This window comes from Fictibacillus marinisediminis (assembly GCF_023149135.1).
Taxonomy (GTDB): Bacteria; Bacillota; Bacilli; order Bacillales; family Fictibacillaceae; genus Fictibacillus_C; species Fictibacillus_C marinisediminis.
Genome location: NZ_JAIWJX010000002.1, coordinates 3023225 through 3044077 on the forward strand (window position 1 = coordinate 3023225; position 20853 = coordinate 3044077).

Here is a 20853-nt window from a genome sequence, read left to right on the forward strand (position 1 = left end):
TCTAATTCTAATCTCTTCCATCATATCATATTTTTCCTTTTTATTTACCCACTTGAATTTGGAAATAATGTGACGGATTTTTGACAACCTAATCCTTTGGGCGAGCAATGCCCTCGATCATCTTTCCTTGGTCATCCCACTTGACTGCTCTGTATACCGCATCATGGTAAAAAAAGTACCACGTATCTGGCTTGATCCATTTTTGTTTTTCATAAATCGAAGTCATCGGATAATCATCATAAGCAAGCACCCAAAGCGGATTTTTATGCGCATGGGTCGGCATGATATCACCCAGATGATAGAGCACGGTTCCTTCTGTCTGTATTTCAATAATGCTGTGGCCGTCACTATGGCCTCCGGTATGAATCATCCTGATTCCAGGCAAAGGCTCAAAGGATTCATTAAACGTTGTCACCTGATGCTCGATCGGCCTCCAATTTTCTTCCCAATATGTATTTCTTGAACGGATATTCGGATCCTTCAGTTCCTTCCATTCGGTTTCAGAGGTATAGATGACAGCGTTTTCGAAAACGGGCTTTAGTTCGCCGTCTGCCATTTTCGTCAATCCGGAGGCATGATCAAAGTGCATGTGTGTCATCAAAACAATATCAATATCCCCCGCTGACATGCCCAAAGCTTCAAGACTTTCTTCAATCACTGATTCTTCATGAACGCCATAGTTCCGCTTTTGTTTGTCACTTAACTTCCCGCTGCCTATTCCTGATTCAATGAGAATATTCTTTCCGAATCCCTGCAGCAAAATCGGTTCTGTTCGTAATTCAATCTGATTCAGCTCATTCACAGCATACTTTTTACTCCATAGCGGTTTTGGAACCACTCCAAACATGGCTCCCCCATCCATATGGGTTACTCCGCCATCCAGCCAAGTTAACGTTAACTTGCCTACCTTCCACTGATCCATTGTGAGACTCTCCTTTGCAACATTAAAAATAATCTGAATTCAGTGTACCATACTTTTTTTAATGCAAGCTACCTGCTGAATGTCTGGAACATAAAAAAACCCGGGAGTTATCCCGGGTTACTTTTTTGAACGGAATTGCGCTTCAGTCCGATAGATCCTGAAGCCTTTGGAAGAAAATTTCTCTTCGTATTCCGTCATGATATTGCCTTCATAATCACTTTTATGCAAATCAAGCCAGACTTGTTTTAGAATCATGCCATATTTTGAGAAACTGTGGAGAGAATACTCAAATAATCCTTGGTTATCGGTTTTAAAATGAATTTCCCCCTCGTCTTTAAGGATGGTTTCGAAAATGGAAAGAAACGATTCGTACGTTAGACGGCGCTTTTCATGCTTGTTTTTCGGCCAGGGATCCGAAAAGTTAAGATATACTCTGTCCACTTCACCCGGCTTAAAAAAATCAGTCAGCTTTTGGGCATTTTCTCTGATCAGTTTAACGTTGTCGATCTCTTCCGTAACAATTTTTTCCAATCCAGAGACAATGATGCTATCGTAAATTTCCATGCCGATATAGTTGATATCCGGATGAGCCTTTCCCATTCCTGTAACAAAACTTCCTTTACCCGTTCCTACTTCAATATGAATCGGATGATCGTTCCCAAAATAATCGTGCCATTTGCCTTTTAAATCAGCAGGATTCGGGGCAACAACCTCTGGATACTCATTTAGCTTTTCTTTTGCCCATGGTTTAAAACGCTGACGCATACTGATCTCCCTTTCTAACATCAAATACCATTTAACACCTTCGACATTTTAACATGAAACGCTGTTCAGAAAAAGGCTTCAATAAAGCCTGCGTTCAAAAAAAAGAATCCGCAGCTTTACGTCGCGGATAAATTCTTCCGTATTCCATACCCTATGATTACTGAATTTCATCAACAGTTTAAAAGAAGGACGTGAAGATATATGCCGCTTGATTATACCCATCAACTGACACTGTTAAGAGACATTCTTCAAGATCATCACACCGATTGCAAGGGCACGCCTCAGGAATGCGCCCAACTGGAACGCCTGGCTACCCGGCTGATGCAGCATGGGAGTTTAAATAATGAAATCAAGGATGTCTTGGGTCTCATTAACACGTACAGTCACGATGGTTCAACTCATGAGAACCTTGAAGAACATATAACAAATCATAAGCCCCATATCGAAAATTGGCTGAATACCATTCAACCCATTCAAATTTCATAGCAAATTAACAGGGATTACCCGGGCAATAAATGGAAATTGTCGATTTTTTTAATTTATATAATAGCTTTCCTGCAAGACTTGCTTTAAAAAATTGTACCAGTATTCTTTTTCAGCTTCCTGTTTTCTCTCACTGTGCCAAAATACCGACAAAATGGTTTGTGCGATAATATACCAATGCATTCTCCGCTGAAGGTCCACCGTTAGTTCGACTCCATACGTGGACAGCCATTTAGACCAATTTTCACGAGGAATATACCAGTATAGAAGCATACCAAGATCAAGTGCGGGATCAGCAATCATCGCACCATCCCAGTCTATAAGATATAACTCGTTGGTTTCGCTCAGCAGCCAGTTATTATGATTAACGTCACAATGGCAGACGACTTTATCGTCATGCTGGATGACGTTTTTTTGCAATTTTAAATAACGGACAGCCTCCTTTATTTTTGGAGGACATACCTGTTCAGCCTGGATTTTCGTTTCAATATCATCAATAATCAGATCAGGAGTGAGCGGCTGTTTACCCAAGCGTTTTAACATATCAAGAAGTTCAGAAGACTTATGTATTCTGCCTAAAAGTCTCCCTATGCCATCATTCAGCATTTCAGATGCTTTTAATTCCCTTCCGTTCAGCCACTTTTGTGCCGTAATTACATCTCCGTTGCCCAATCTTTTTGTCCATAATAATTTCGGAACAATTCCTTCCGCAGAAAGTACCGCGAGAAAAGGTGACGAATTGCGCTTTAGAAAAAGAGTCTGATCTTCATATTTAGCTTGATATGCTTCTCCTGTTGCCCCACCAGCCGGCATAATCTGCCAGCCCTTGCCTAGTATGTGTTCCAAAACGTTCACCTTCAATCTCATGCGGAAAATTATTATGTCCTCTTTTATATCGGCTAACTTACACTTTGTTTAAAATTTAAAACCTCTACGAATACATTATTTTAACACAGCCTGAAGAAAAATCGTACATATTTATGTTTCGTTAAAATTTTTCGCTATACTGAACGGCCATTGTAAATCCAAGTGGCGGAATGATGAGCGTCTCGTCATCTGTTTTATACAGCCCATCCTCTTTCACTTCCATTGCCTCTGCCGTAACTGTCCATTGGCCTGGAAACGGCAGCTGGTAAACCTTCTCGATCTGATGGCCGTTGTATAAAAGGATAATATGTCTCCATGAATCCAGCTCGCCTATGTTTTTGATCATGTACCCGAACAATCCATCAGGCAGGTATTGAAGAAGAGATAAGCAGTCGGCAATTATCTCAGGTTCATCGATTCGGAAGGCGGGATGCTTCTTTCTAATTTGAATGAGTTCAGCCACATATTGTACGTCTGCTTCATATTTTGCTTTCCGTTCCCAATCAAGCCTGTTGATAATATCACCCGATTTATAGCTGTTGCCGTCTCCTTGTTTTGTCCTGAAAAATTCTTGGCCGGCATGAATGAATGGAACTCCCTGTGAAAAGATAGCGAGTGCTGTACCGAGCAAATGCCGTTTTCGCAGGACTGTCTCTTCTTCATAGGGATGCAGCGCACGAAGCCGGTCCCATAACGTGTGGTTATCATGGCATTCAATATAATTAATGCTTTGGCCCGGTGTTATGAACAATCCGTGCTCTCCCGAATTTCCCGATGCATTTTCATACATCCCTGCAATTTGGGAAGCGTCCCCATTAATAAATCCTTCAAGTGCGTCATGAAAGATATTCCCTTTAACATGGTCACGGAAACGATCATTAAAGAATGAGATTCCCGGCATCTTATCTGCAGAATCAATACATGCCTTTTGGTCTTCATCCAGCCACGTATTCATCTTCCAGCCTTCTCCTAAAATAAATACAGCAGGATTTACTTCCGAAAGTTCCCTGTAAATTTCGTTCATCGTTTTGATATCATGAATACCCATTAAATCAAATCGGAAACCATCTACTTTATATTCTTTCGTCCAAAACATCACTGAATCCATCATGAATTTCCTCATCATATATCGTTCTGAGGCTGTATCATTTCCTACGCCTGTTCCATTGACAGGGTTCCCCCCATAATCAAACCTAAAGTAATAGCCAGGCACAATCTTTTCAAAATCAGATGTCTCCCTGATAAAAACATGATTATAAACAACATCCATAATGACACGAAGACCATTTACGTGCATAGATGAAATCAGTGCTTTAAATTCCTTGATTCTTGAAATCGGATCTGCGGGATCGGTCGCATAAGAGCCTTCAGGAACATTGAAATGCAGTGGATCATAACCCCAGTTGTACTCCGTATCTGCCTTTGTTTCATCAATACTGCCGTAATCATTGACGGGCAAAAGCTGGACATGCGTAACACCCAGCTTTTTCAAGTGATCGATTCCTGTAACTGAATGGCCAGGACCTGCAGTGCCTGTTTCTGTAAACGCAAGGAATTTACCTTTATGCTGCATGCCGCTTAACGGATGAATGGAAAAATCCCTGACATGGACTTCATATATGATACTGTCCGTCTTTTTGATGGGAGGAGGGGAAAGAGCAGTATCCCAGCCCTCAGGATCAGTCTTGCTTAAGTCGATCACAACTCCCCTTTTTCCATTGATCGTTACGGCTTTCGCATAGGGGTCCACAGCTTCATTAACCGCATGATTTACTCTGACAAGGTAACAATATTCATTTAAATGGCAATCACCTGCTACCTCCGTTTCCCATACCCCTCTATCTCCCAATCTCATCGGGTGTTCAAAGGCTGTACTTACACTTGTAAACAGCTTCAGCCGTACAGAAGAAGCTGTCGGCGCCCAAACTTTAAAAATGGTTTTTTCAGAGGTATACAAAGTGCCAAGATCACTTTTTTCATACGCGAAGACTTCATCAAACTCTTTTGTTCTTACAACCGCCCCCGTCTTTAACGGGATCCTTCCTCCGTTAGGGCACACAACCCAATAATCCCGGTGGATAGGAATTTTCTGATCAAGCACCATATGAAAAAGCAGCCGGTCCTCCAACCGCTGTTCAGAAATCTTTTTTAATGGGTAAACCCTTTCAAGGTCCGTCACGTAAAAATAGGCCTCCCTCGGCACTTCGGTAAAAATGACGAGTGTGACCATTGTAAATGTATCAAGATAAGCTTCGATCTGTTCTGCTTCCACAACACATTTATGATTGTTTAAAATGCCGATCCACCCCCTAAATAACCCATGCTTTCCGAGAATCCTGCAGTATTCACCGTTCAATACAGTCTATGTATAACAGGCTCGTCGGGTTTTTTGTCTAAAAAAAGAGCCTATCAGACGATACACTCTTCTTATTTTATCCAAATGATAGAAAAACAGAATTCACTTTGCTCAACTTTCCCGCGAAATTAAACTTTTATAGACAGTGCAGAGGGAATAACGTAACATTCAACAGGTGTTGTGCCGAGCAATTCTCCATCCGCCTGAACCGTTAACGGCACTTTACTTGCTATGGAGATCCGTCTTCCTTCGAGAATGGTTACACCATCCAGCTCCTTATGGTTACCCGAGAATACGGTAACAAAGAGAAATAGCAGCTTTAATGGGTGCAAGCCGTGGACGATACACAGCTCAAGCAGGCCATCATCAGGCCTTGCAGAAGGGCATATTTTCATTCCTCCCCCATAATAGGGCATATTGCCGGCAGCAATCAGCCAAACCGATGAAAACTGGTGCTCGCAGCCATCCACAGTAACGGCAGCATCGACCGGTTTATAGGAAAAAAGAAGACGGAACATGCTTACGGTATAGGCAAAGTTTCCTGCACCGAAGCGCTGGAACCATTTCTTGTACCATGATCGATTGGTCAGCTTGGTCACTTCCCCGTCAAACCCGATTCCGGCTGTACTCACAAATAATTCTTTTCGTCTTTTATTGCCTGGAAAGCTGAGAACTCCAGCGTCGATGATTTTATTAGGGTTCCGTTTATTTAAAAGGCGTCTTTTTAAAATATAAGCCAGACTCTTTTTCTTATTGAACCCCAATCCCCGAATAATGTCATTGCCAGATCCGCCTGGGAGAAAGCCGACAGGTACTTCAGGCATATCCTTCAGTCCGTTGATTACTTCATGGATGGTCCCATCCCCGCCTACGGTAATGATAGCTTCGATCTGATCCCGATTGATGTAAGAGATCTTTTTGGCAATTTCAAGCGCATGACCCTCACTCTCCGTATAGTAGGAGCGGTAAGGAACATCCTCGGCCGAAAGAATCTCTTTTACGGCCTTCCAGGTTTTTTGAGCCTTTTTATTGTTTGCATGAATAATAAATAAATAGAGTTTCATTTGCATTCCTTATCCTTTAAACATGAATAAGATAGAATTCGACATAGACCGTCATTACTCCTCTAATCCGCTGTTTTCTTCCCATTCCGGCTGCAGCAGGGAGTTAGTGACAGAAGCCTTAAGCAGGGCATCGATGAATTTTAATTGGTGGCTCTTCGGAGGGCTTGGATCACTAGCTAATCTGGCAAACCAGGATCCAAAGGTACGCTTATCGACCACCTGGACATCACTCCACTTCGGATGGATATCGACATAACCGTTCTGGCATAAAACTGCTTTTTTCAGCTGCAGCCTGTCTTTGAAGGGCTCCAGATAAGGCTTAAGCACAAAATCCATTCTTTCCAGTGCGATAAAAGGATTGACTACCTTTTTACTCTTCTGTCCATCTTCAGTACGCTTCCAAAAGTGTTTTGTGTCTTCCTGGTAAATGGCATCTTTCCCCTCCAGCAGAGCGATACACCAGATCGCCCCCGGCCCAGCCAGAATGACTTCCAATTCTACCGGTGCCGCTTTATGCAGGATAGCTGGTTTGTAAAATAAAAAATAGCTATCCGGAATTTTAGAAGTAAAAAATTGCAGCTGTTCGTCGTTCAAATAGGCTGGGTCCAAATTTGAGAATTCTTTAACCGTCGAGCTTGCCCACTTAAGCTGGGAGGTAAAAATCTTTCTTGAAATGGAAGTCTTGTGATTCTTCCCTTCTTCAGCCCGTCTTTTTTTTAGCGCAACGAATCGGCTCTGGTAGTGATAAAGATTTAATTCATACCGAGACACATAGTCTTCAAGTTTTACGAGCTGAGCCAAATGCCATCTCCCTCTCCTTTTTATATTAAAGTGATTCTATAAAAACCATGCCGCAAAAAGCGGCACGAGAACAGAAGCAATAATGCAGCTCAATCCCATTGCCACTGAACTGTATGCAGCTGTTTCTTCACCGAACTCCATCGCTTTGGATGTGCCGATCGCATGGGATGACGTTCCGATTCCTAATCCCCTGGCCAGGGGAGTCTTCAGCCTCAGCCAGTTGAACCACCTTGGCGCAAACACGGCACCGGAAATTCCGGCAATAATTACAAAAACAGAAGCAAGTGCAGGTGAGCCATGGGTTAATCGGGCAATCTCCATCGCAACTGGTGTGGTTACAGATTTCGGAAGCATGGAGAGGATGATCCTTTTGTTCGTTCCGATCGCACTTGCAAAGAGAAAAACAGTAAGAACACCTACAAGGGTACCTGTAAATACGCCTGCAATTATGGATACAAGGTGGCGTTTTAAACTTTCTCTGTATAAATACAGAGGATAAGCGAGAGCTACCACACCAGGTCCGAGCAGCTCTTCAATCCATTTTCCTCCTGCCATGTACTTCTCATAAGGAATATGAGTGATAAGGAGAAGCAGGATCATGACAAACGTCGTCGTCAGAACAGGGATAAGAAAAGGCGAGTTCCATTTTTCATATACCTTTTTCATAGCGATAAAAAGGAGCACAGTTACGAGAATAAAGATAAGACTAGTCCAAAACATTGCTGACAGACTCCTTCTTTGACATGAGACGTTCACTCGACCAGCCTGTGGCAGCTACAACTAAAAATGTAGATACCGCCGTTGCGGCTATGAGCAGCAGTCCTTTCACGGAAAAAAGGGCTGGATAGTTCATGATTCCTACAGTGACAGGTATAAAGAACAGCGGCAGATAGGCTAGCATAAATTGCGCACCTGAGCTCACCCAGGTGCTTTTAAATTTCCCTGTACAGAGGGCTATAAACAATAAAATCATTCCGACGACACTTCCCGGAATGAATAAATGCAAGCTTTCTGATATCCAAACACCAAGCATATGAAACAAATACAGAACACCAATCTGGAATACAATCACAAAGGCTTTCAATGTTCGTCCTCTCCTTTAAGATTAAACTCTTCGATGACTTTATACTTAGGCTTTTTATCCAGGTGAGTTTCGTAAAGCACAATGGAACGAACTTCAAACGTCAGCCCGGCAACCGGATTGATCATGTTTTCATCAAAAACGCTATTAATGGCAGCATCAGCGTCCCCCCACCTCTTAGCAAGAGTAATATGGGGGGAAAACGGCCTGGTTTCTACCGGAAAGCCCGCTTTCTGGCATAGGCCGTGTACTGTTTTCTGCAAAGTAAAAAGGCCCGCCTCCTCATCTACTCCGAGCCAGAATATACGGGGCTGGTCCAGCTTGCCGAAAAATCCTGCTCTTGATACCGTGAGAGAAAAAGATGGAAGATCATGAAGATTCATATGAAACGATTCTTTTAGATTGATAAGCTGATTTTGACTGGTTTGTCCAAGAAAAGCCAGCGTGAGATGCAGATCCTCTTGATGAACCCATTGTTTAAAAGGAAGCTTTTCTTTGAGCACTTCGGATAATTCACCAATCGTGCTTTTTACATGAGAAGGAATTGGAACGGCAGCAAAAATATGTCTATTCATACATTCTTTCATCTCCATTAAAAAGGAATTATTCCTATCTTACCAAAAAGCATCACCGTACAACCATCCAAAAGCTTTCATGTTTTATTTTAAAAGTTGAATTTGTTATACTTTTTGTAATTAGTTAAAGACAGGGATGTGCAAATTATGAAAGTTGTTCAAAACATAGCCGAATTAATTGGTGATACTCCTCTTGTCCGATTGAATCATATACCTGACCCAGACGGGGCCTCCGTCTACGTGAAACTCGAATATTATAATCCAAGCCGGAGCCTAAAGGACCGGGCTGCCTATAACATGCTCATTGAAGCGGAAAAATCAGGTCAATTAAAGCCTGGGGATACGATTATTGAACCGACATCCGGAAACACGGGAATCGGTCTGGCGATGAACGCGGCAGCCCGAGGATACAAGTCAGTGATCGTTATGCCAGATACAATGACAACCGAAAGAATCAATCTTCTCAAAGCTTATGGTGCACAAGTCGTTCTCACACCAGGAGATGAAAAGATGCCTGGGGCCATCAATAAGGCAAGAGAACTGCTGGCCGAAAACCCTGAAAACAGTTTTATGCCAATGCAGTTCGAAAACGCGGCCAATCCAGATGCCCACCGCACGACCACTGCCGTTGAAATCATTGAGGCGATGCAAGAGCTGAAAAAGTCCTTGAGCGCCTTCGTTGCTCCTGCCGGCACGGGCGGTACCATTACCGGGACTGGCGAAACACTAAAAGCGGCTTTCCCCGACATGACGGTGCATGTGGTTGAGCCGGCGGGTTCTCCTGTTTTATCAGGAGGCAAACCAGGCAAGCATAAGCTGGTAGGAACCAGCCCTGGTTTCATACCGTCAATCTTAAATCAGAACGTCTATGACGAAATCATAAAAGTAGAGGATGAACCGGCCTATACGACCGTCAGAAGACTCGCTGCAGAAGAAGGCATCCTCGTCGGCCCATCGTCCGGTGCAGCAGTCTATGGTGCCGTTCAAACCGCCCAAAAGCTTTCCAAGGATGACGTTGTTGTCTGTATCACCTGTGATTCTGGAGAGCGTTATCTATCCAGTGATTTGTTCCAATTCGAATAAAAAGAAAAAAGACGGCTCAAGGTCCACATGCAGGATCATGAGCCGCCTTTTTATACTCCAGAACTGAGCCCAAGCTTCTTATCTCTGGACTGCAGCCGCATTAATATTCCAATCATAAAGAGGCCTGCAAAAGAAAGAATACCGAAGAAAAGATAGGTGTTAAAGATTGAATACTTTTCAAAGATCATGCCTCCCAAAAACGTACAGAACCATGAACCGAGTCCATTACCTACGGCAGTATATAAGGAAACCGCTGTAGCCCGCACATCAGAGGGAGTATTTTCCCGAATGTATTCCATAGCCGCCGGAATAAACAAACCGACGGAAAAGCCCTGAACAACAGTCGTTAAGAGCACAACAGTGATTGACGGCTGAAAGAAATAAAAGGTCCATCTTAAACCGGAAACCGCTGCCGCAAACATCATGATTTGGATAACACCATACTTTCTCAGGGCGATGCCCGACAGTTTCATGAATGGCGCTTCACTGCCGGCTGCAAGCAGGAATGCGATACCCACTCCAGTCAAGGTTCCGCCAATTCCCTGGATATAAAAGCTGAAATAAAAATTGTTCGCAAAGATAGGACCAAAAATAAGAAACGTGGTGACTAAAAATACCATATACTTCGGCATTCTAATCAAGGCTGAAAGGCCAGAACGCAAATCCACTTTTAGCATCTCACCTTCTCTCGGCATGGTTCTAATCAGCAGCAAACAAAGAAGCAAGCTTAGAGCGAAAGAATAAAAGATGATGGAAATGCCCGACATTTCCGATAACTTCCCCATAATAAATACAGCTACTGCAAAACCAATCGCCCCAAACAGCCGGTAATTCCCGTACTCCTGCTTAGTCTGGTTTACGTAATTCAAAAGAATACTGTCTGATATCGGTACGATCGCACTTTGAAATAACGCCAGCAGGATCAGTATGATGAACAGCCAACCGTACGTGCCAATAAACAGCACGGCATAGCCGATTAATCCCGTAAGAAGAAGCGATACAGCGAGTACATGCTTTGGCTTTTTCGTATAATCTGTAATAATTCCCCACATCGGCTGCGCAAAAATCATCACTATAGGGCTCAATGACATTAACGTACCGATCTCAGTTCCCGAAAGCCCTGCTTCTTCCTTGAAGTAAATGCCGAGCAAAGGAAACAAGCTTCCAAAGGCAAAGAAAGTAAATAAATAAAAACATTTCATGCTTAAAGAAGTTCTTTTCTGACTAACCACTTTTGTCCCTTCTCCCCAATCCCTTTTCTCTCAATCAAACGTATGGACACAGATTATCTGGCCAATTCATAAATAGCCTGTGCATAAATGGCTGCAGCACTGAATAAATCGTCCAGGAACATATATTCATCTTTTTGGTGAGCAACATCTTCCCTCCCAGGAAATAATGCCCCAAACGCCACACCCGCTTCTAATGACCGTGCATATGTCCCGCCTCCGATAGCGATCGGATTACCAGGCTGGCCCGTTTGTTCTTCATACACCTTTTTTAAAGTCTGGACCAACTCATGATTTTCATCTACAAAATGAGGCTTCGTATGCTTTGTCACCTCTAAGGAAAAACTTTTTACATCCACCAGTTTTTGAAGTGTATCCAATACCATTTCACCTGAATGCTTGACAGGATACCTTATATTCAGACCGATGGTCCCCCCCGCTTCCCGGCTGTAATCAAACACCCCTGGATTTACCGTTAAAATTCCGCTAACATTATCCTCTGCCTTAATCCCAAGCTCTTCACCTGAAATGCTTCCAAGATGATCCTTAACAAAACCAATGTAGGCTTTTCCCTGTTCATCAAGATCTGCTCCAGCTAAAAATGAAGCAAGCAAGACTCCCGCATTCACACCGAATTCAGGCGTACTTCCGTGCGCAGACTTCCCGATTAGAGTTAGTATCAGGCCAACATCATTTTTGGAGGAGGACCCAGTTAAATTGCGGCTTTTTAAAAATTGTTGAAAGCTTTCTTCAAGCTCTTCACTGCCTGAGATCACCGCTTCCGCCTGATCTGGCACCATATTGAGCCTGAGTCCAGAAGAAAAGGATTCAAGCACATTAGGATGCTGGCAGTTTTCTGCGGCAGCTCCCTGCTTTAAATCAATGTTAAGCATCCCTTTCTCGGCATGGATAATTGGAAAATCGGCATCCGGCGCAAACCCGGATGAAGGCATTTCTTCATGCTTAAAGTAATGATCCACACAACGCCATAGGCTTTCCTCATCCGTTCCAAGGATCAGCCTGACTCGCTTGGATAAAGGCAGGCCAAGTTCCTTGATCATCTTCATCCCGTAAAACGCAGCCATCGTTGGACCTTTATCATCAATGGCACCCCTGGCAAAGATCTTACCATCCTTAATTTCTCCTCCGAACGGATCCACCGTCCATCCATCACCCTCGGGAACAACATCAAGATGGCACAAAATTCCGATTAATTCTTGTCCTTCTCCTATTTCAATATGGCCGGCAAAGCCGTCAACATTTTTAGTCTGCATACCCTGTGCATTGCCCAGTTCAAGCATATAATCCAATGCCATTTCAATCCCCGGCCCAAATGGAGCTTTATCAGCGGCTTTATCTTCCTCCAGCACACTCCTGATCTGCAGCAGGCCTTGTGTATCCTGAAGCAGATTTTCCTTCCTTTTTTCGATTTCTTCTTTCCAATTTACATTTTTCATACTGCTCACCTTTCTCCATTCAATTCTTATGTATCATCTCATGTTTCAGTCCTACTAGGTACTCGTTCAAACGAAAAACCACTCTTTATTTTAGCTTATATTACCAAAAAGGTAAAAAAACGCAGAATAATGCCGATATAAAGACTGCTCATTTGCTTTTTTTTCTGAAATAAAGTATAATATCGCGTAAATAGGAGGTGTGGTTGTTAAAACGTAAACGATGAATGCTTTGTTTTGTTTATTAAACAAGCGGTCATTACATGCTGCGAAGCCGCCAATCACCTGAGAAATAGAGAGAGAAATCATGATATGAAATCATGGCCAAGCAGCGAAGAACCGGTATGTGGAGTCTTCGCTTTTTATTTTAATCTCATATTTAATGAAAATTTAAACATTTTATCATAATAAATTAAAGAACTTTTACTATAATTTATTATGAACGACAATACTGTATAGGGAGTGGTTTTTTGAGTCCTTCAACTAACCGTATGTTGAACCGTGTAAAATCCATGTATCTTTTTATAAAAAGGAAAGGGACTGTTACAACACGAGAATTGGTTGAAGAATTTGGGACTACGCAGCGCACTATCCAGAGGGATCTAAATGTATTGGCTTATAACAACCTGGTCACCAGCCCGAGCAGAGGCTTGTGGCAAACAACTTCTAAAAAAGTAAAAGTATCTTAACTTGGAAAAGTAAAAAGCACCCCGTTTAAGTCCTCGAGGGCGCTGCAGCCAGACATCACATCTTGTAAAGTGCTTTTCTAATAAGATAACCCCCATCCACATGGAAAGGGGGTTTTTGTTTGTTATTCTTAAAAAAGCGGCTTTATGTCTTCCTTTTCATTCACTAAGTGGTCCTTGAGCTCAGGCTCAACGATCCACTTCTCTTCCACCCAGTTTGGTTCGCCTGCGATCGGCATGTATTTGTTGCCTTCACCTAAAAGCTTTGACCAAAACCCTTCAGCGATCTCAATGGCAACTGCTTTTTTTGAAATGGTATCAAGGATGACATCTTTAATCTTGCCGATTTTTTCTCCGTCAATGGTTTCAACCGTCCACCCATCAAATATGGAGGAGGCCATGCACTCTACAGGCTCTTCGATTTGACGTTCGTTACCCTGGTAGACAATGTCGTCATCAAGTGAAATGATATCGTGCCATGGAATATAATACGTTTCTTTATAATAAGACCTTGCAGCGACCGGATAGCCTGTACCGCTCAGCGGTGTGCTTTGTGATCCGATGCCGCTCGTTGCTGCTTGCATGTTCAGCACATTTTTATCAATAGGATCAAATGATTCTTCATTTCCGGGATCGGCCGGAACTGTTTCCTCAAACGACAGGTAACAGAGCGAAAAATCATATTTATTCAGAAGAATGCCACTTAAGTCAATGTTATCTTCCTTTGTTTCTGAGTGCTTGACTTTTTTATCGAGTAAATCGTTAGCTTTTAATAGCATAAAACATTCCTCCTTTTTCTAGCTATTACCCGATATTTCTTTTTAAAAAACCTCTCTCTCCAATAAACGTTCCAGTTCTTCTGCTGTCAGTTCTCTGTATTCTCCGAGCTTCAGCTTCTCATCAAGCTTAAGTCCTCCCATTTGAATGCGCTTTAAATAGGTGACTTTTTTCCCGACCGCTTCAAACATTCTTTTCACCTGATGAAATTTCCCTTCTGTAATGATAAGCTCAATTTCTGACACCTCTCCAGAATGAAGGATAGAAAGAGCTCCAGGCTTGGTCTTGTATCCATCTTCAAGAGTTACTCCATCATTGAACGCATCCACATCTTCCTGTGTTACAACCCCTTCAATTTTCGCATAATAGGTTTTAGGTACATGCTTTTTGGGGGATAAAAGCGAATGGGACAATTGTCCGTCGTTCGTTAGTATGAGGAGACCTTCTGTATCTTTATCCAGGCGGCCGACAGGAAAAGGTGAAAGAATTTGATCCTGCTCCTCCAAAAGATCGATGACCGTCTCCTGTACGTGATCCTCCGTTGCCGATATCACCCCAGGCGGTTTATTCATCATGAGGTAAATGGTATCTTTAAAGACCACTTCTTCTCCGTGTACAGTAACCTTCTGCATTTCAGGATTCACTTTTGTCTTGCTGTCTTTCACAGGTATTCCGTCCACGAGGACAGCACCCTTCTTTAGCAGCTGTTTCACTTCTTTTCTGGTTCCGAATCCCATATTGGCTAATAATTTATCGATTCTCATTTTTTTCTTGGACCTCATTTCTTTTTATAAGTATATTTTCCTATAAATTTACAAAATTTTGCTTTATAATTAGTAAACGCGGGTATTTTAGTACTATAGGAGGAGATTGTTAGATGAAACGGAAAATCGGCCTGCTGGCGACTGCCAGAAAGAAACTGAACCATCCCGCAGCAGCTATAGATTTATACATAAGTCCTTTGTTCTTAAAATCTGTTCATTTTGCAAAGCAGAATTATGACGCATTTTATTTTTACAGCGCAAAAGAAGGGTTTCTTACTCAGGATCAGTGGATCGAGCCCTATAATGTTTCGATTAAGAATTTTTCCTCAAAGGAAAAGCACGATTGGGCGCGGAAAGTCGTAGAAGAGCTGCTAAACCATGAAAAACCGGAAGAATGCACTGTTTATTTGCATGGAGGCTGGGTTTACAGAGAACATCTTCAGCCAGAGCTGGCTAAGGCCGGCTTCCAGTTTGAAGTACCACTCGAAGGCTATAGTATCGGCAATCAGCTGAAATGGTACGATGAACAAAATGATTAAAGGAAAGCTAGACACTACTTCAATGCCAACCTCTTTTATCCCAGAAAAGAAGGCCCAAAAGGACCTTCTTTTTACGTTGCTTTCTTTTTTTTTCTTTTCAGGAAACTGAACCGCTGTCCCAAGACAATCTGTATCAAACCAGATTTGTAGGAGAGGGCGAAATAAACGAGCCCTCCTGAGAGAATTCCAGCTGCCAGAACGGCAATGCCTCTGGTCTTCGTATAAACCCCATGAAATGAACTTTCAATCGGAGCTTTGATGACATAAACAGCGGCTGCCATAGCCAAACCGAAAGCAAAGATCAGGATGGCTCGGCGTAATACCCATTTGAACGAGAATTCTCCATATTTCTTAATCACATACAGATTGATTAAAATGGAAACCGTGTACCCGATGTTGGTAGCAATTATTGAGCCGACGCCTTTCCATAAATAAATGAGAGGAATGTTTAGGGTCAGCTTAAACAAGATGCCGACTAAAAGACTGAACAGCGCGTATTTTTGCCGGTTTAACCCCTGCATGATCGCCGCGGTAACCGTAAACATCGCAAACCATATTCCCGATAGAGAATACCAGCGCAGAAGCTCGCCGCCCAGCTTGATGTCGTTGAGTGTAAAGAGCGTTCCATAGGCTGGATACGCAAGGACCGATAAACCGACTGCTGCTGGCACTGTTAAAAACAAAGTGATCTGAAAAGATTGTGTGATCTGCTTGTTTAACGCGTCATAATCCCCTTCTGTATAAGACTTTGTGATGATGGGAATAAGGGTTAGAGCAAATGCCGTCGCAAGGGACACCGGAATCATAACAAGCTGATGTGATGTCTGTGTGACCATCGCAAATACATCTTCTGCCTTCGGCTGGCTGTAGCCTGTCCGCTGCAGTGTGTTAACAATCGTAAACTGATCAATAATTTTATAGAGCGGGATTGCAAGTCCAACGGCTACAAAGGGCACCGCATACGAAACAATCTCGCGGTAGATTGCTGGCAGTGAAACCCCCGAATCCACAGTGGACTGTTCGTACATTTTTTTCAAATAAGGACGCCGTCTGTTCCAGTACCATAGGAGAACAAGCAGTCCTCCCACTGCCCCTACCGTCGCAGCAAAAGTTGCAAGGCCTACCGCAGTGGTCAAGGTGCCATTCAGCACATGGATGACAACGTAGCTCGCAATAAGAATAAATAATATTCGTATGATCTGTTCAACCACCTGGGAAACTGCTGTTGGTCCCATGGATTGAAATCCTTGAAAGTAACCTCTGATCAGGCTCATGGAAGGAACAAAGATAAGAGCAGTACTTACCATCCGAATAACAAAGGTAATATCATCTACAGTATTTCCGTTCCCGCCATGTTTTCCAAGGATGTTTGACGATAACACGGGAGCGATGAAATAAAGGACAAGAAATGCGGCAAAGCCGGTCAACGTCATGATGAACAATCCAGATTTCAGCAGCTTCCGGCCTGTGGCGTAATCGCCGAGAGCGTTATATTTTGATACAAACTTTGAAACGGCCAGCGGTACGCCCATCGTTGCGATACTTAGAAGAATCGTGTAAGGATTATAAGCGTATCCGTATAGTGCAAGACCTTTTGTTCCCACAAGAGCATTAAACGGAACAATATAAATCAATCCGATAAATTTTGAAAAGAATGTTGCTGCAGTTAAAATTAACGTTCCTCGCAATAACCGAGACATGAATCCATCTCCTACTATTTAGTGCTGCAAATAAGCATACTTTAATTTGGTCTTCTTGAACAACATTAGTATTGTAACATAAGCACTCTGCAGAGACAGAGTTTTTCATTTCACAAAATTTATGGTATCTTTTTGGTTGTAATAAAAGGAAGCAGGTGCATACATGAAATATGATGTAGTGGTTATTGGAGGAGGCCCTTCCGGTTTGATGGCCTCGGTCGCTGCAGCATCAAAGGGCAGCCGCGTGCTGCTCATTGATAAAGGAGACAAGCTTGGCAGAAAGCTTGCTATTTCAGGAGGAGGCCGGTGCAATGTAACGAATCGGCTCCCGATTGATGAAATTATTAAACATATCCCCGGCAACGGGCGTTTTTTATACAGTGCGTTTTCAATCTTTAACAATGAAGACATCATCTCTTTTTTTGAAGGGCTTGGTATCGCTCTGAAAGAAGAAGACAACGGGAGGATGTTCCCTGTCAGCAACAAGGCCGGCGATGTTGTGGCTGCACTCTTAAAGAAAATTGAATCACTGAACGTAAAAATCTGGACAAACACCCCAGTAGAAACCGTCAATTACACAGACGATCATGTAAAAGAAGTTGTTCTAAAAAACGGTACCGTCATTCCTGCGAAAGCTGTCATTATTGCAGTCGGAGGAAAATCGGTCCCTCATACCGGCTCAACAGGAGACGGCTATGCCTGGGCAAAAAAAGCAGGGCACACCATTACAGAGCTGTATCCTACAGAGGTTCCGATCACCTCTTCGGAACCTTATGTTAAATCCAAAACACTGCAGGGTATTTCTCTCCGCCAGGCAGAGCTTTCCGTTTGGAATCCGAAGGGAAAGCTGATCAAATCTCATAGAGGGGACATGATCTTCACGCATTTCGGAATATCCGGACCTGCTGCCCTGCGATCAAGCCAGTATGTTGTAAAAGCACTGAAGAAGTTTGAAACCAAATCGATAACGATGTCCATTGATTCTTTTCCGGATCAAAAAGAAGAAGAACTGTTTCAATCCGTAAATAGCCTCTTAAAAGAAGATCCGAAAAAAGCGATAAAAAATGTTCTGAAAGGCTTTCTGCCAGAACGATATTTGCTGTTCTTATTGGAGAAAGCGAACATATCGCTTGATGTGACGAGTGAACACCTTAACAAACAAAGCCTGCGCCAGTTCGTCTCAATGCTTAAACGATTTTCATTTGAAGTGAACGGTACACTTTCCATCGAGAAAGCGTTCGTAACAGGCGGCGGTGTTTCCATCAAGGAAATTGAACCAAAGAGCATGGCCTCAAAAATGAAAGAAGGACTTTATTTCTGCGGAGAAGTTTTAGATCTGCATGGCTATACTGGCGGCTATAACATAACGGTTGCCTTCGTAACCGGACATTTGGCAGGTACGAATGCTGCAATACATTAAGAAAAGGGACCTCCTCAGCTCATGCCGAGGGAGTTCCCTTTTTTTATTCAATATAAATAACCATTATAGAATAGGAGTATATGGTAGGTTCCTCTTCCTCCCTTAAACTGTCACTGATCGAAACCTGATACTTGATATCTTTGATGTTCGATTCATGGAGGTTCTCCAAAAAGCCGTTAACCGCTTCTTCCAGGTCAGCTTCATGTTCTTCATCAAACAACTTTATTTTCAGCATACTCCAGCACCTCCTGGGTATGTTTTCCCTATCACTTAAGTCGAATCCTTTGTAAAAACTCCACTAGTTTTGAAGAGTGATCTCCGTTTTGTCGACAAGGAAAAATGAAATTTATCTTATATTCACCTTGGTGATAAGTGTTTCTGGAAGAATTCTTCGCATTTTGTCGGAGATAACGGCTCGCTGTAAAAATATCCTTGCCCGATCAAACAGCCTTGAGAAAGCAGAAATTCCACCTGCATCCGATCTTCTATACCCTCTGCGATCACATTAAACTGTAAGTTGATTCCCATATCAATAATCGTTTTGACAAGCGCTTGCCCCCGAAAGCTTTCGAGGCTATCATCCAAAAATGATTTATCGATTTTCAAAGTGTCGATCGGAAGTACCTTTAAGTAGCTTAATGAGGAATAGCCGGTTCCAAAATCATCGATGGATATTTTCAAACCTAGATCTTTCAGTCTTTTGATATTAGGAATGGAAGAATCAAAGTCTTGCATCATCCCTTCTGTGATCTCCAGTTCAAGAAAAGAAGGGTCCATATCAAAAGAAGCAAGAATCTTTTTTATCCTGTCAGGAAACCCCGGATCCTCCAGCTGTTTCACCGAAATATTCACAGCGATGCTCAGTTTTTCATGCCCTTCGTTCTGCCAAACTTTATTTTGCCGGCATGCTTCTTCTATCACCCAATCACCAATGGGAATGATCAGCCCTGTATCTTCAGCCACCGGAATAAAATCAGATGGCGGAATGTTGCCGAATTCCGGGTGTTCCCAGCGGATTAACGCCTCTGTACCAATTATCCGCCCCGTCGGCAGGTAAATTAAGGGCTGGTAACAAAGGGTAAACTCTTGACGATGAACGGCTTTGCGAAGGCCATTCTCCAGATGCATCTTCACCCTCATTGATTCGTTAAGAGAAGCATTGAAAAATTGATAATTATCCCTACCTTTTTCTTTTGCATCGTACATGGCAGTGTCAGCATTTTTGATGAGTTCGTCCACATCAAGTCCATGTCCCGGATAAAAGGAGATACCAAGGCTAAGCGTAGTGAAAATCTCATGACCTCTGATCAGGATGGGCTTTTTAAACTGATTCAAAATACGCAAAGAAAGCTGTTTCACTTCCGCTTCGTCCGTATTTTCAATCAATAGAATAAATTCATCTCCGCCTCGGCGAAACACGTGGTCCGTAGGGCGGACAAGATTTTTCAGCTGAAAGGAAACCTGTTGAAGCAATAAGTCACCAAAGCGGTGGCCGAGCGTATCATTTATTATTTTGAAACGGTCTAAATCAACAAACATCACAGCGATCCTGCTTTTGCTGATGTCTGCTTCAAACATTTTCTGTTCCAGCACTTCCTGAAACCTGTGCCTGTTCGGTAATCCAGTCAAATCATCATGATAAGCCATGTGGTCAATCGTGCTCTCTGCTTGTTTTCGGTTGGTGATATCATAAAGAATTGAACTGAAGTCAACCAGTTCACCAGATTCGTCAAGGATTGGAATCCCACGGTCCTGGATCCATCGTATTTCTCCGTTTGGCCTCGTAATACGGTACTCGCTGGTCACCGTTTCTCCGCGTGCTATCTTCTTCGCTCTCTTTTCAATGATTGGATAATCTTCAGGATGAATGACTTTCTTCCAAAGCTCAACATCTTGAATGAACGTATCCAAGCTGTATCCATAAAGTTTTTCAATTCCCGGGGTGATCATCAGTTTGTTCTGTTTAAGATTATGTGACCAGATGGCAACATCAATCGTATCAAAAATATCCTGAAGCCTTTCCCGGCTTTTTCTAAGCTCATCCATCGTGGACTTGTGCTCTTCAATTTCTTTTTCAAGAAAAGCGCTGTTCTGCTTATGTTTGTTAGCAACCCGGAAATACATAAATATGAGAATAAGAGCAAACACTGCATCAAATAAAAGGTCAGCCAGATTGTTTTGCAAATAGCCAGTTTGTTCAATAAACATGCGGGCTGCGAATAGAAGTATGAAAAAATAGTGTAGGTTTTGTTTATGCATGTCTATCCTCCAGAGTCGTTATATTCTT

General features: G+C 42.7%; 21 protein-coding genes. 5 read left to right on the forward strand and 16 right to left on the reverse strand.

The annotated features are described in order from the left end of the window. Positions 1-88: 88 nt before the first annotated feature. Positions 89-922 carry a YtnP family quorum-quenching lactonase gene (locus LCY76_RS16055; RefSeq protein ID WP_248253448.1) on the reverse strand — a complete coding sequence of 278 codons (834 nt, stop codon included), beginning with the start codon at positions 920-922 and terminating at the stop codon, positions 89-91. Positions 923-1039: 117 nt separating this feature from the next. Then, positions 1040-1687, reverse strand: a complete 648-nt coding sequence (gene trmB / locus LCY76_RS16060) for a tRNA (guanosine(46)-N7)-methyltransferase TrmB (RefSeq protein ID WP_248253449.1) — start codon at positions 1685-1687, stop codon at positions 1040-1042. 201 nt (positions 1688-1888) lie between these two features. Between trmB and LCY76_RS16065 the strand changes: the two genes are divergently transcribed. Next, positions 1889-2173, forward strand: coding sequence for a YtzH-like family protein (locus LCY76_RS16065; RefSeq protein WP_248253450.1), 285 nt, complete (start codon positions 1889-1891; stop codon positions 2171-2173). A 48-nt stretch (positions 2174-2221) separates the two neighbouring features. On the opposite strand, the gene LCY76_RS16070 is transcribed toward LCY76_RS16065, so the two are convergent. From LCY76_RS16070 to thpR, 7 genes are all read right to left on the reverse strand, one after another. Beyond that, complete coding sequence (locus tag LCY76_RS16070) at positions 2222-3016, reverse strand: phosphotransferase family protein (RefSeq protein ID WP_248253451.1); 795 nt, start codon at positions 3014-3016, stop codon at positions 2222-2224. 142 nt (positions 3017-3158) lie between these two features. Then, a complete protein-coding gene (gene pulA / locus LCY76_RS16075; RefSeq protein WP_248253452.1) occupies positions 3159-5309 on the reverse strand; it encodes a type I pullulanase in 2151 nt (716 codons plus the stop codon). Between the two features lie 212 nt (positions 5310-5521). Then, the gene (locus tag LCY76_RS16080) at positions 5522-6457 is read right to left on the reverse strand and encodes a diacylglycerol/lipid kinase family protein (protein ID WP_248253453.1); all 936 of its coding nucleotides are present in this window, start codon (positions 6455-6457) and stop codon (positions 5522-5524) included. Between the two features lie 54 nt (positions 6458-6511). Continuing rightward, on the reverse strand, positions 6512-7258 hold the full coding sequence (locus tag LCY76_RS16085) for a hypothetical protein (RefSeq protein WP_248253454.1): 747 nt from the start codon (positions 7256-7258) through the stop codon (positions 6512-6514). Positions 7259-7294: 36 nt separating this feature from the next. Next, positions 7295-7978, reverse strand: coding sequence for an LrgB family protein (locus LCY76_RS16090; RefSeq protein ID WP_248253455.1), 684 nt, complete (start codon positions 7976-7978; stop codon positions 7295-7297). Continuing rightward, complete coding sequence (locus LCY76_RS16095; RefSeq protein WP_248253456.1) at positions 7965-8342, reverse strand: CidA/LrgA family protein; 378 nt, start codon at positions 8340-8342, stop codon at positions 7965-7967. Before LCY76_RS16095 ends, LCY76_RS16090 begins: the two co-directional genes overlap by 14 nt. Further along, positions 8339-8914 (reverse strand): RNA 2',3'-cyclic phosphodiesterase, encoded by a 576-nt coding sequence (gene thpR / locus LCY76_RS16100; protein ID WP_248253457.1) that lies wholly within the window; start codon positions 8912-8914, stop codon positions 8339-8341. The genes LCY76_RS16095 and thpR overlap by 4 nt, the downstream gene beginning before the upstream one ends. A gap of 147 nt (positions 8915-9061) precedes the next feature. On the opposite strand from thpR, the gene cysK reads away from it, so the two are divergent. Next, positions 9062-9997, forward strand: a complete 936-nt coding sequence (cysK, locus tag LCY76_RS16105; protein WP_248253458.1) for a cysteine synthase A — start codon at positions 9062-9064, stop codon at positions 9995-9997. 50 nt (positions 9998-10047) lie between these two features. Here cysK and LCY76_RS16110 read toward each other — a convergent pair whose 3' ends face one another. Both LCY76_RS16110 and pepV read right to left on the reverse strand, forming a co-directional pair. Continuing rightward, on the reverse strand, positions 10048-11229 hold the full coding sequence (locus LCY76_RS16110; RefSeq protein WP_248253459.1) for an MFS transporter: 1182 nt from the start codon (positions 11227-11229) through the stop codon (positions 10048-10050). A 53-nt stretch (positions 11230-11282) separates the two neighbouring features. Further along, complete coding sequence (gene pepV / locus LCY76_RS16115; RefSeq protein ID WP_248253460.1) at positions 11283-12683, reverse strand: dipeptidase PepV; 1401 nt, start codon at positions 12681-12683, stop codon at positions 11283-11285. 467 nt (positions 12684-13150) lie between these two features. On the opposite strand from pepV, the gene LCY76_RS16120 reads away from it, so the two are divergent. Further along, positions 13151-13369: a DeoR family transcriptional regulator gene (locus tag LCY76_RS16120; protein WP_082316176.1), complete on the forward strand. Its 219-nt coding sequence runs from the start codon at positions 13151-13153 to the stop codon at positions 13367-13369. Between the two features lie 128 nt (positions 13370-13497). Here the strand turns inward: LCY76_RS16120 and LCY76_RS16125 are convergent, their stop codons facing one another. Then, positions 13498-14145 carry a PRC-barrel domain-containing protein gene (locus LCY76_RS16125; protein ID WP_248253461.1) on the reverse strand — a complete coding sequence of 216 codons (648 nt, stop codon included), beginning with the start codon at positions 14143-14145 and terminating at the stop codon, positions 13498-13500. Positions 14146-14187: 42 nt separating this feature from the next. After that, positions 14188-14907, reverse strand: a complete 720-nt coding sequence (locus LCY76_RS16130; RefSeq protein ID WP_248253462.1) for a pseudouridine synthase — start codon at positions 14905-14907, stop codon at positions 14188-14190. A 113-nt stretch (positions 14908-15020) separates the two neighbouring features. On the opposite strand from LCY76_RS16130, the gene LCY76_RS16135 reads away from it, so the two are divergent. Continuing rightward, positions 15021-15446, forward strand: a complete 426-nt coding sequence (locus tag LCY76_RS16135) for a DUF6884 domain-containing protein (RefSeq protein WP_248253463.1) — start codon at positions 15021-15023, stop codon at positions 15444-15446. A gap of 71 nt (positions 15447-15517) precedes the next feature. Here LCY76_RS16135 and LCY76_RS16140 read toward each other — a convergent pair whose 3' ends face one another. Next, entirely contained in the window at positions 15518-17146 is a 1629-nt protein-coding gene (locus tag LCY76_RS16140; protein ID WP_248253464.1) for a putative polysaccharide biosynthesis protein, read from the reverse strand. Between the two features lie 163 nt (positions 17147-17309). Here LCY76_RS16140 and LCY76_RS16145 point away from each other — a divergent pair, with 163 nt between their 5' ends. Further along, a complete protein-coding gene (locus LCY76_RS16145) occupies positions 17310-18566 on the forward strand; it encodes a BaiN/RdsA family NAD(P)/FAD-dependent oxidoreductase (protein WP_248253465.1) in 1257 nt (418 codons plus the stop codon). A gap of 43 nt (positions 18567-18609) precedes the next feature. On the opposite strand, the gene LCY76_RS16150 is transcribed toward LCY76_RS16145, so the two are convergent. Beyond that, complete coding sequence (locus LCY76_RS16150; protein ID WP_053357502.1) at positions 18610-18801, reverse strand: sporulation protein Cse60; 192 nt, start codon at positions 18799-18801, stop codon at positions 18610-18612. A gap of 122 nt (positions 18802-18923) precedes the next feature. Then, entirely contained in the window at positions 18924-20825 is a 1902-nt protein-coding gene (locus tag LCY76_RS16155) for a putative bifunctional diguanylate cyclase/phosphodiesterase (RefSeq protein WP_248253466.1), read from the reverse strand. Positions 20826-20853 lie beyond the last annotated feature (28 nt).

Bases quoted from the DNA above. Each gene is read 5' to 3' on its own strand.
- LCY76_RS16055 (WP_248253448.1), bottom strand. From the start codon at position 922: ATGGATCAGTGGAAGGTAGGCAAGTTAACGTTAACTTGGCTGGATGGC.
- trmB (WP_248253449.1), bottom strand. From the start codon at position 1,687: ATGCGTCAGCGTTTTAAACCATGGGCAAAAGAAAAGCTAAATGAGTAT.
- LCY76_RS16065 (WP_248253450.1), top strand. From the start codon at position 1,889: ATGCCGCTTGATTATACCCATCAACTGACACTGTTAAGAGACATTCTT.
- LCY76_RS16080 (WP_248253453.1), bottom strand. From the start codon at position 6,457: ATGAAACTCTATTTATTTATTATTCATGCAAACAATAAAAAGGCTCAA.
- LCY76_RS16090 (WP_248253455.1), bottom strand. From the start codon at position 7,978: ATGTTTTGGACTAGTCTTATCTTTATTCTCGTAACTGTGCTCCTTTTT.
- thpR (WP_248253457.1), bottom strand. From the start codon at position 8,914: ATGAATAGACATATTTTTGCTGCCGTTCCAATTCCTTCTCATGTAAAA.
- cysK (WP_248253458.1), top strand. From the start codon at position 9,062: ATGAAAGTTGTTCAAAACATAGCCGAATTAATTGGTGATACTCCTCTT.
- pepV (WP_248253460.1), bottom strand. From the start codon at position 12,683: ATGAAAAATGTAAATTGGAAAGAAGAAATCGAAAAAAGGAAGGAAAAT.
- LCY76_RS16125 (WP_248253461.1), bottom strand. From the start codon at position 14,145: ATGCTATTAAAAGCTAACGATTTACTCGATAAAAAAGTCAAGCACTCA.
- LCY76_RS16130 (WP_248253462.1), bottom strand. From the start codon at position 14,907: ATGAGAATCGATAAATTATTAGCCAATATGGGATTCGGAACCAGAAAA.
- LCY76_RS16135 (WP_248253463.1), top strand. From the start codon at position 15,021: ATGAAACGGAAAATCGGCCTGCTGGCGACTGCCAGAAAGAAACTGAAC.
- LCY76_RS16140 (WP_248253464.1), bottom strand. From the start codon at position 17,146: ATGTCTCGGTTATTGCGAGGAACGTTAATTTTAACTGCAGCAACATTC.
- LCY76_RS16145 (WP_248253465.1), top strand. From the start codon at position 17,310: ATGAAATATGATGTAGTGGTTATTGGAGGAGGCCCTTCCGGTTTGATG.
- LCY76_RS16150 (WP_053357502.1), bottom strand. From the start codon at position 18,801: ATGCTGAAAATAAAGTTGTTTGATGAAGAACATGAAGCTGACCTGGAA.
- LCY76_RS16155 (WP_248253466.1), bottom strand. From the start codon at position 20,825: ATGCATAAACAAAACCTACACTATTTTTTCATACTTCTATTCGCAGCC.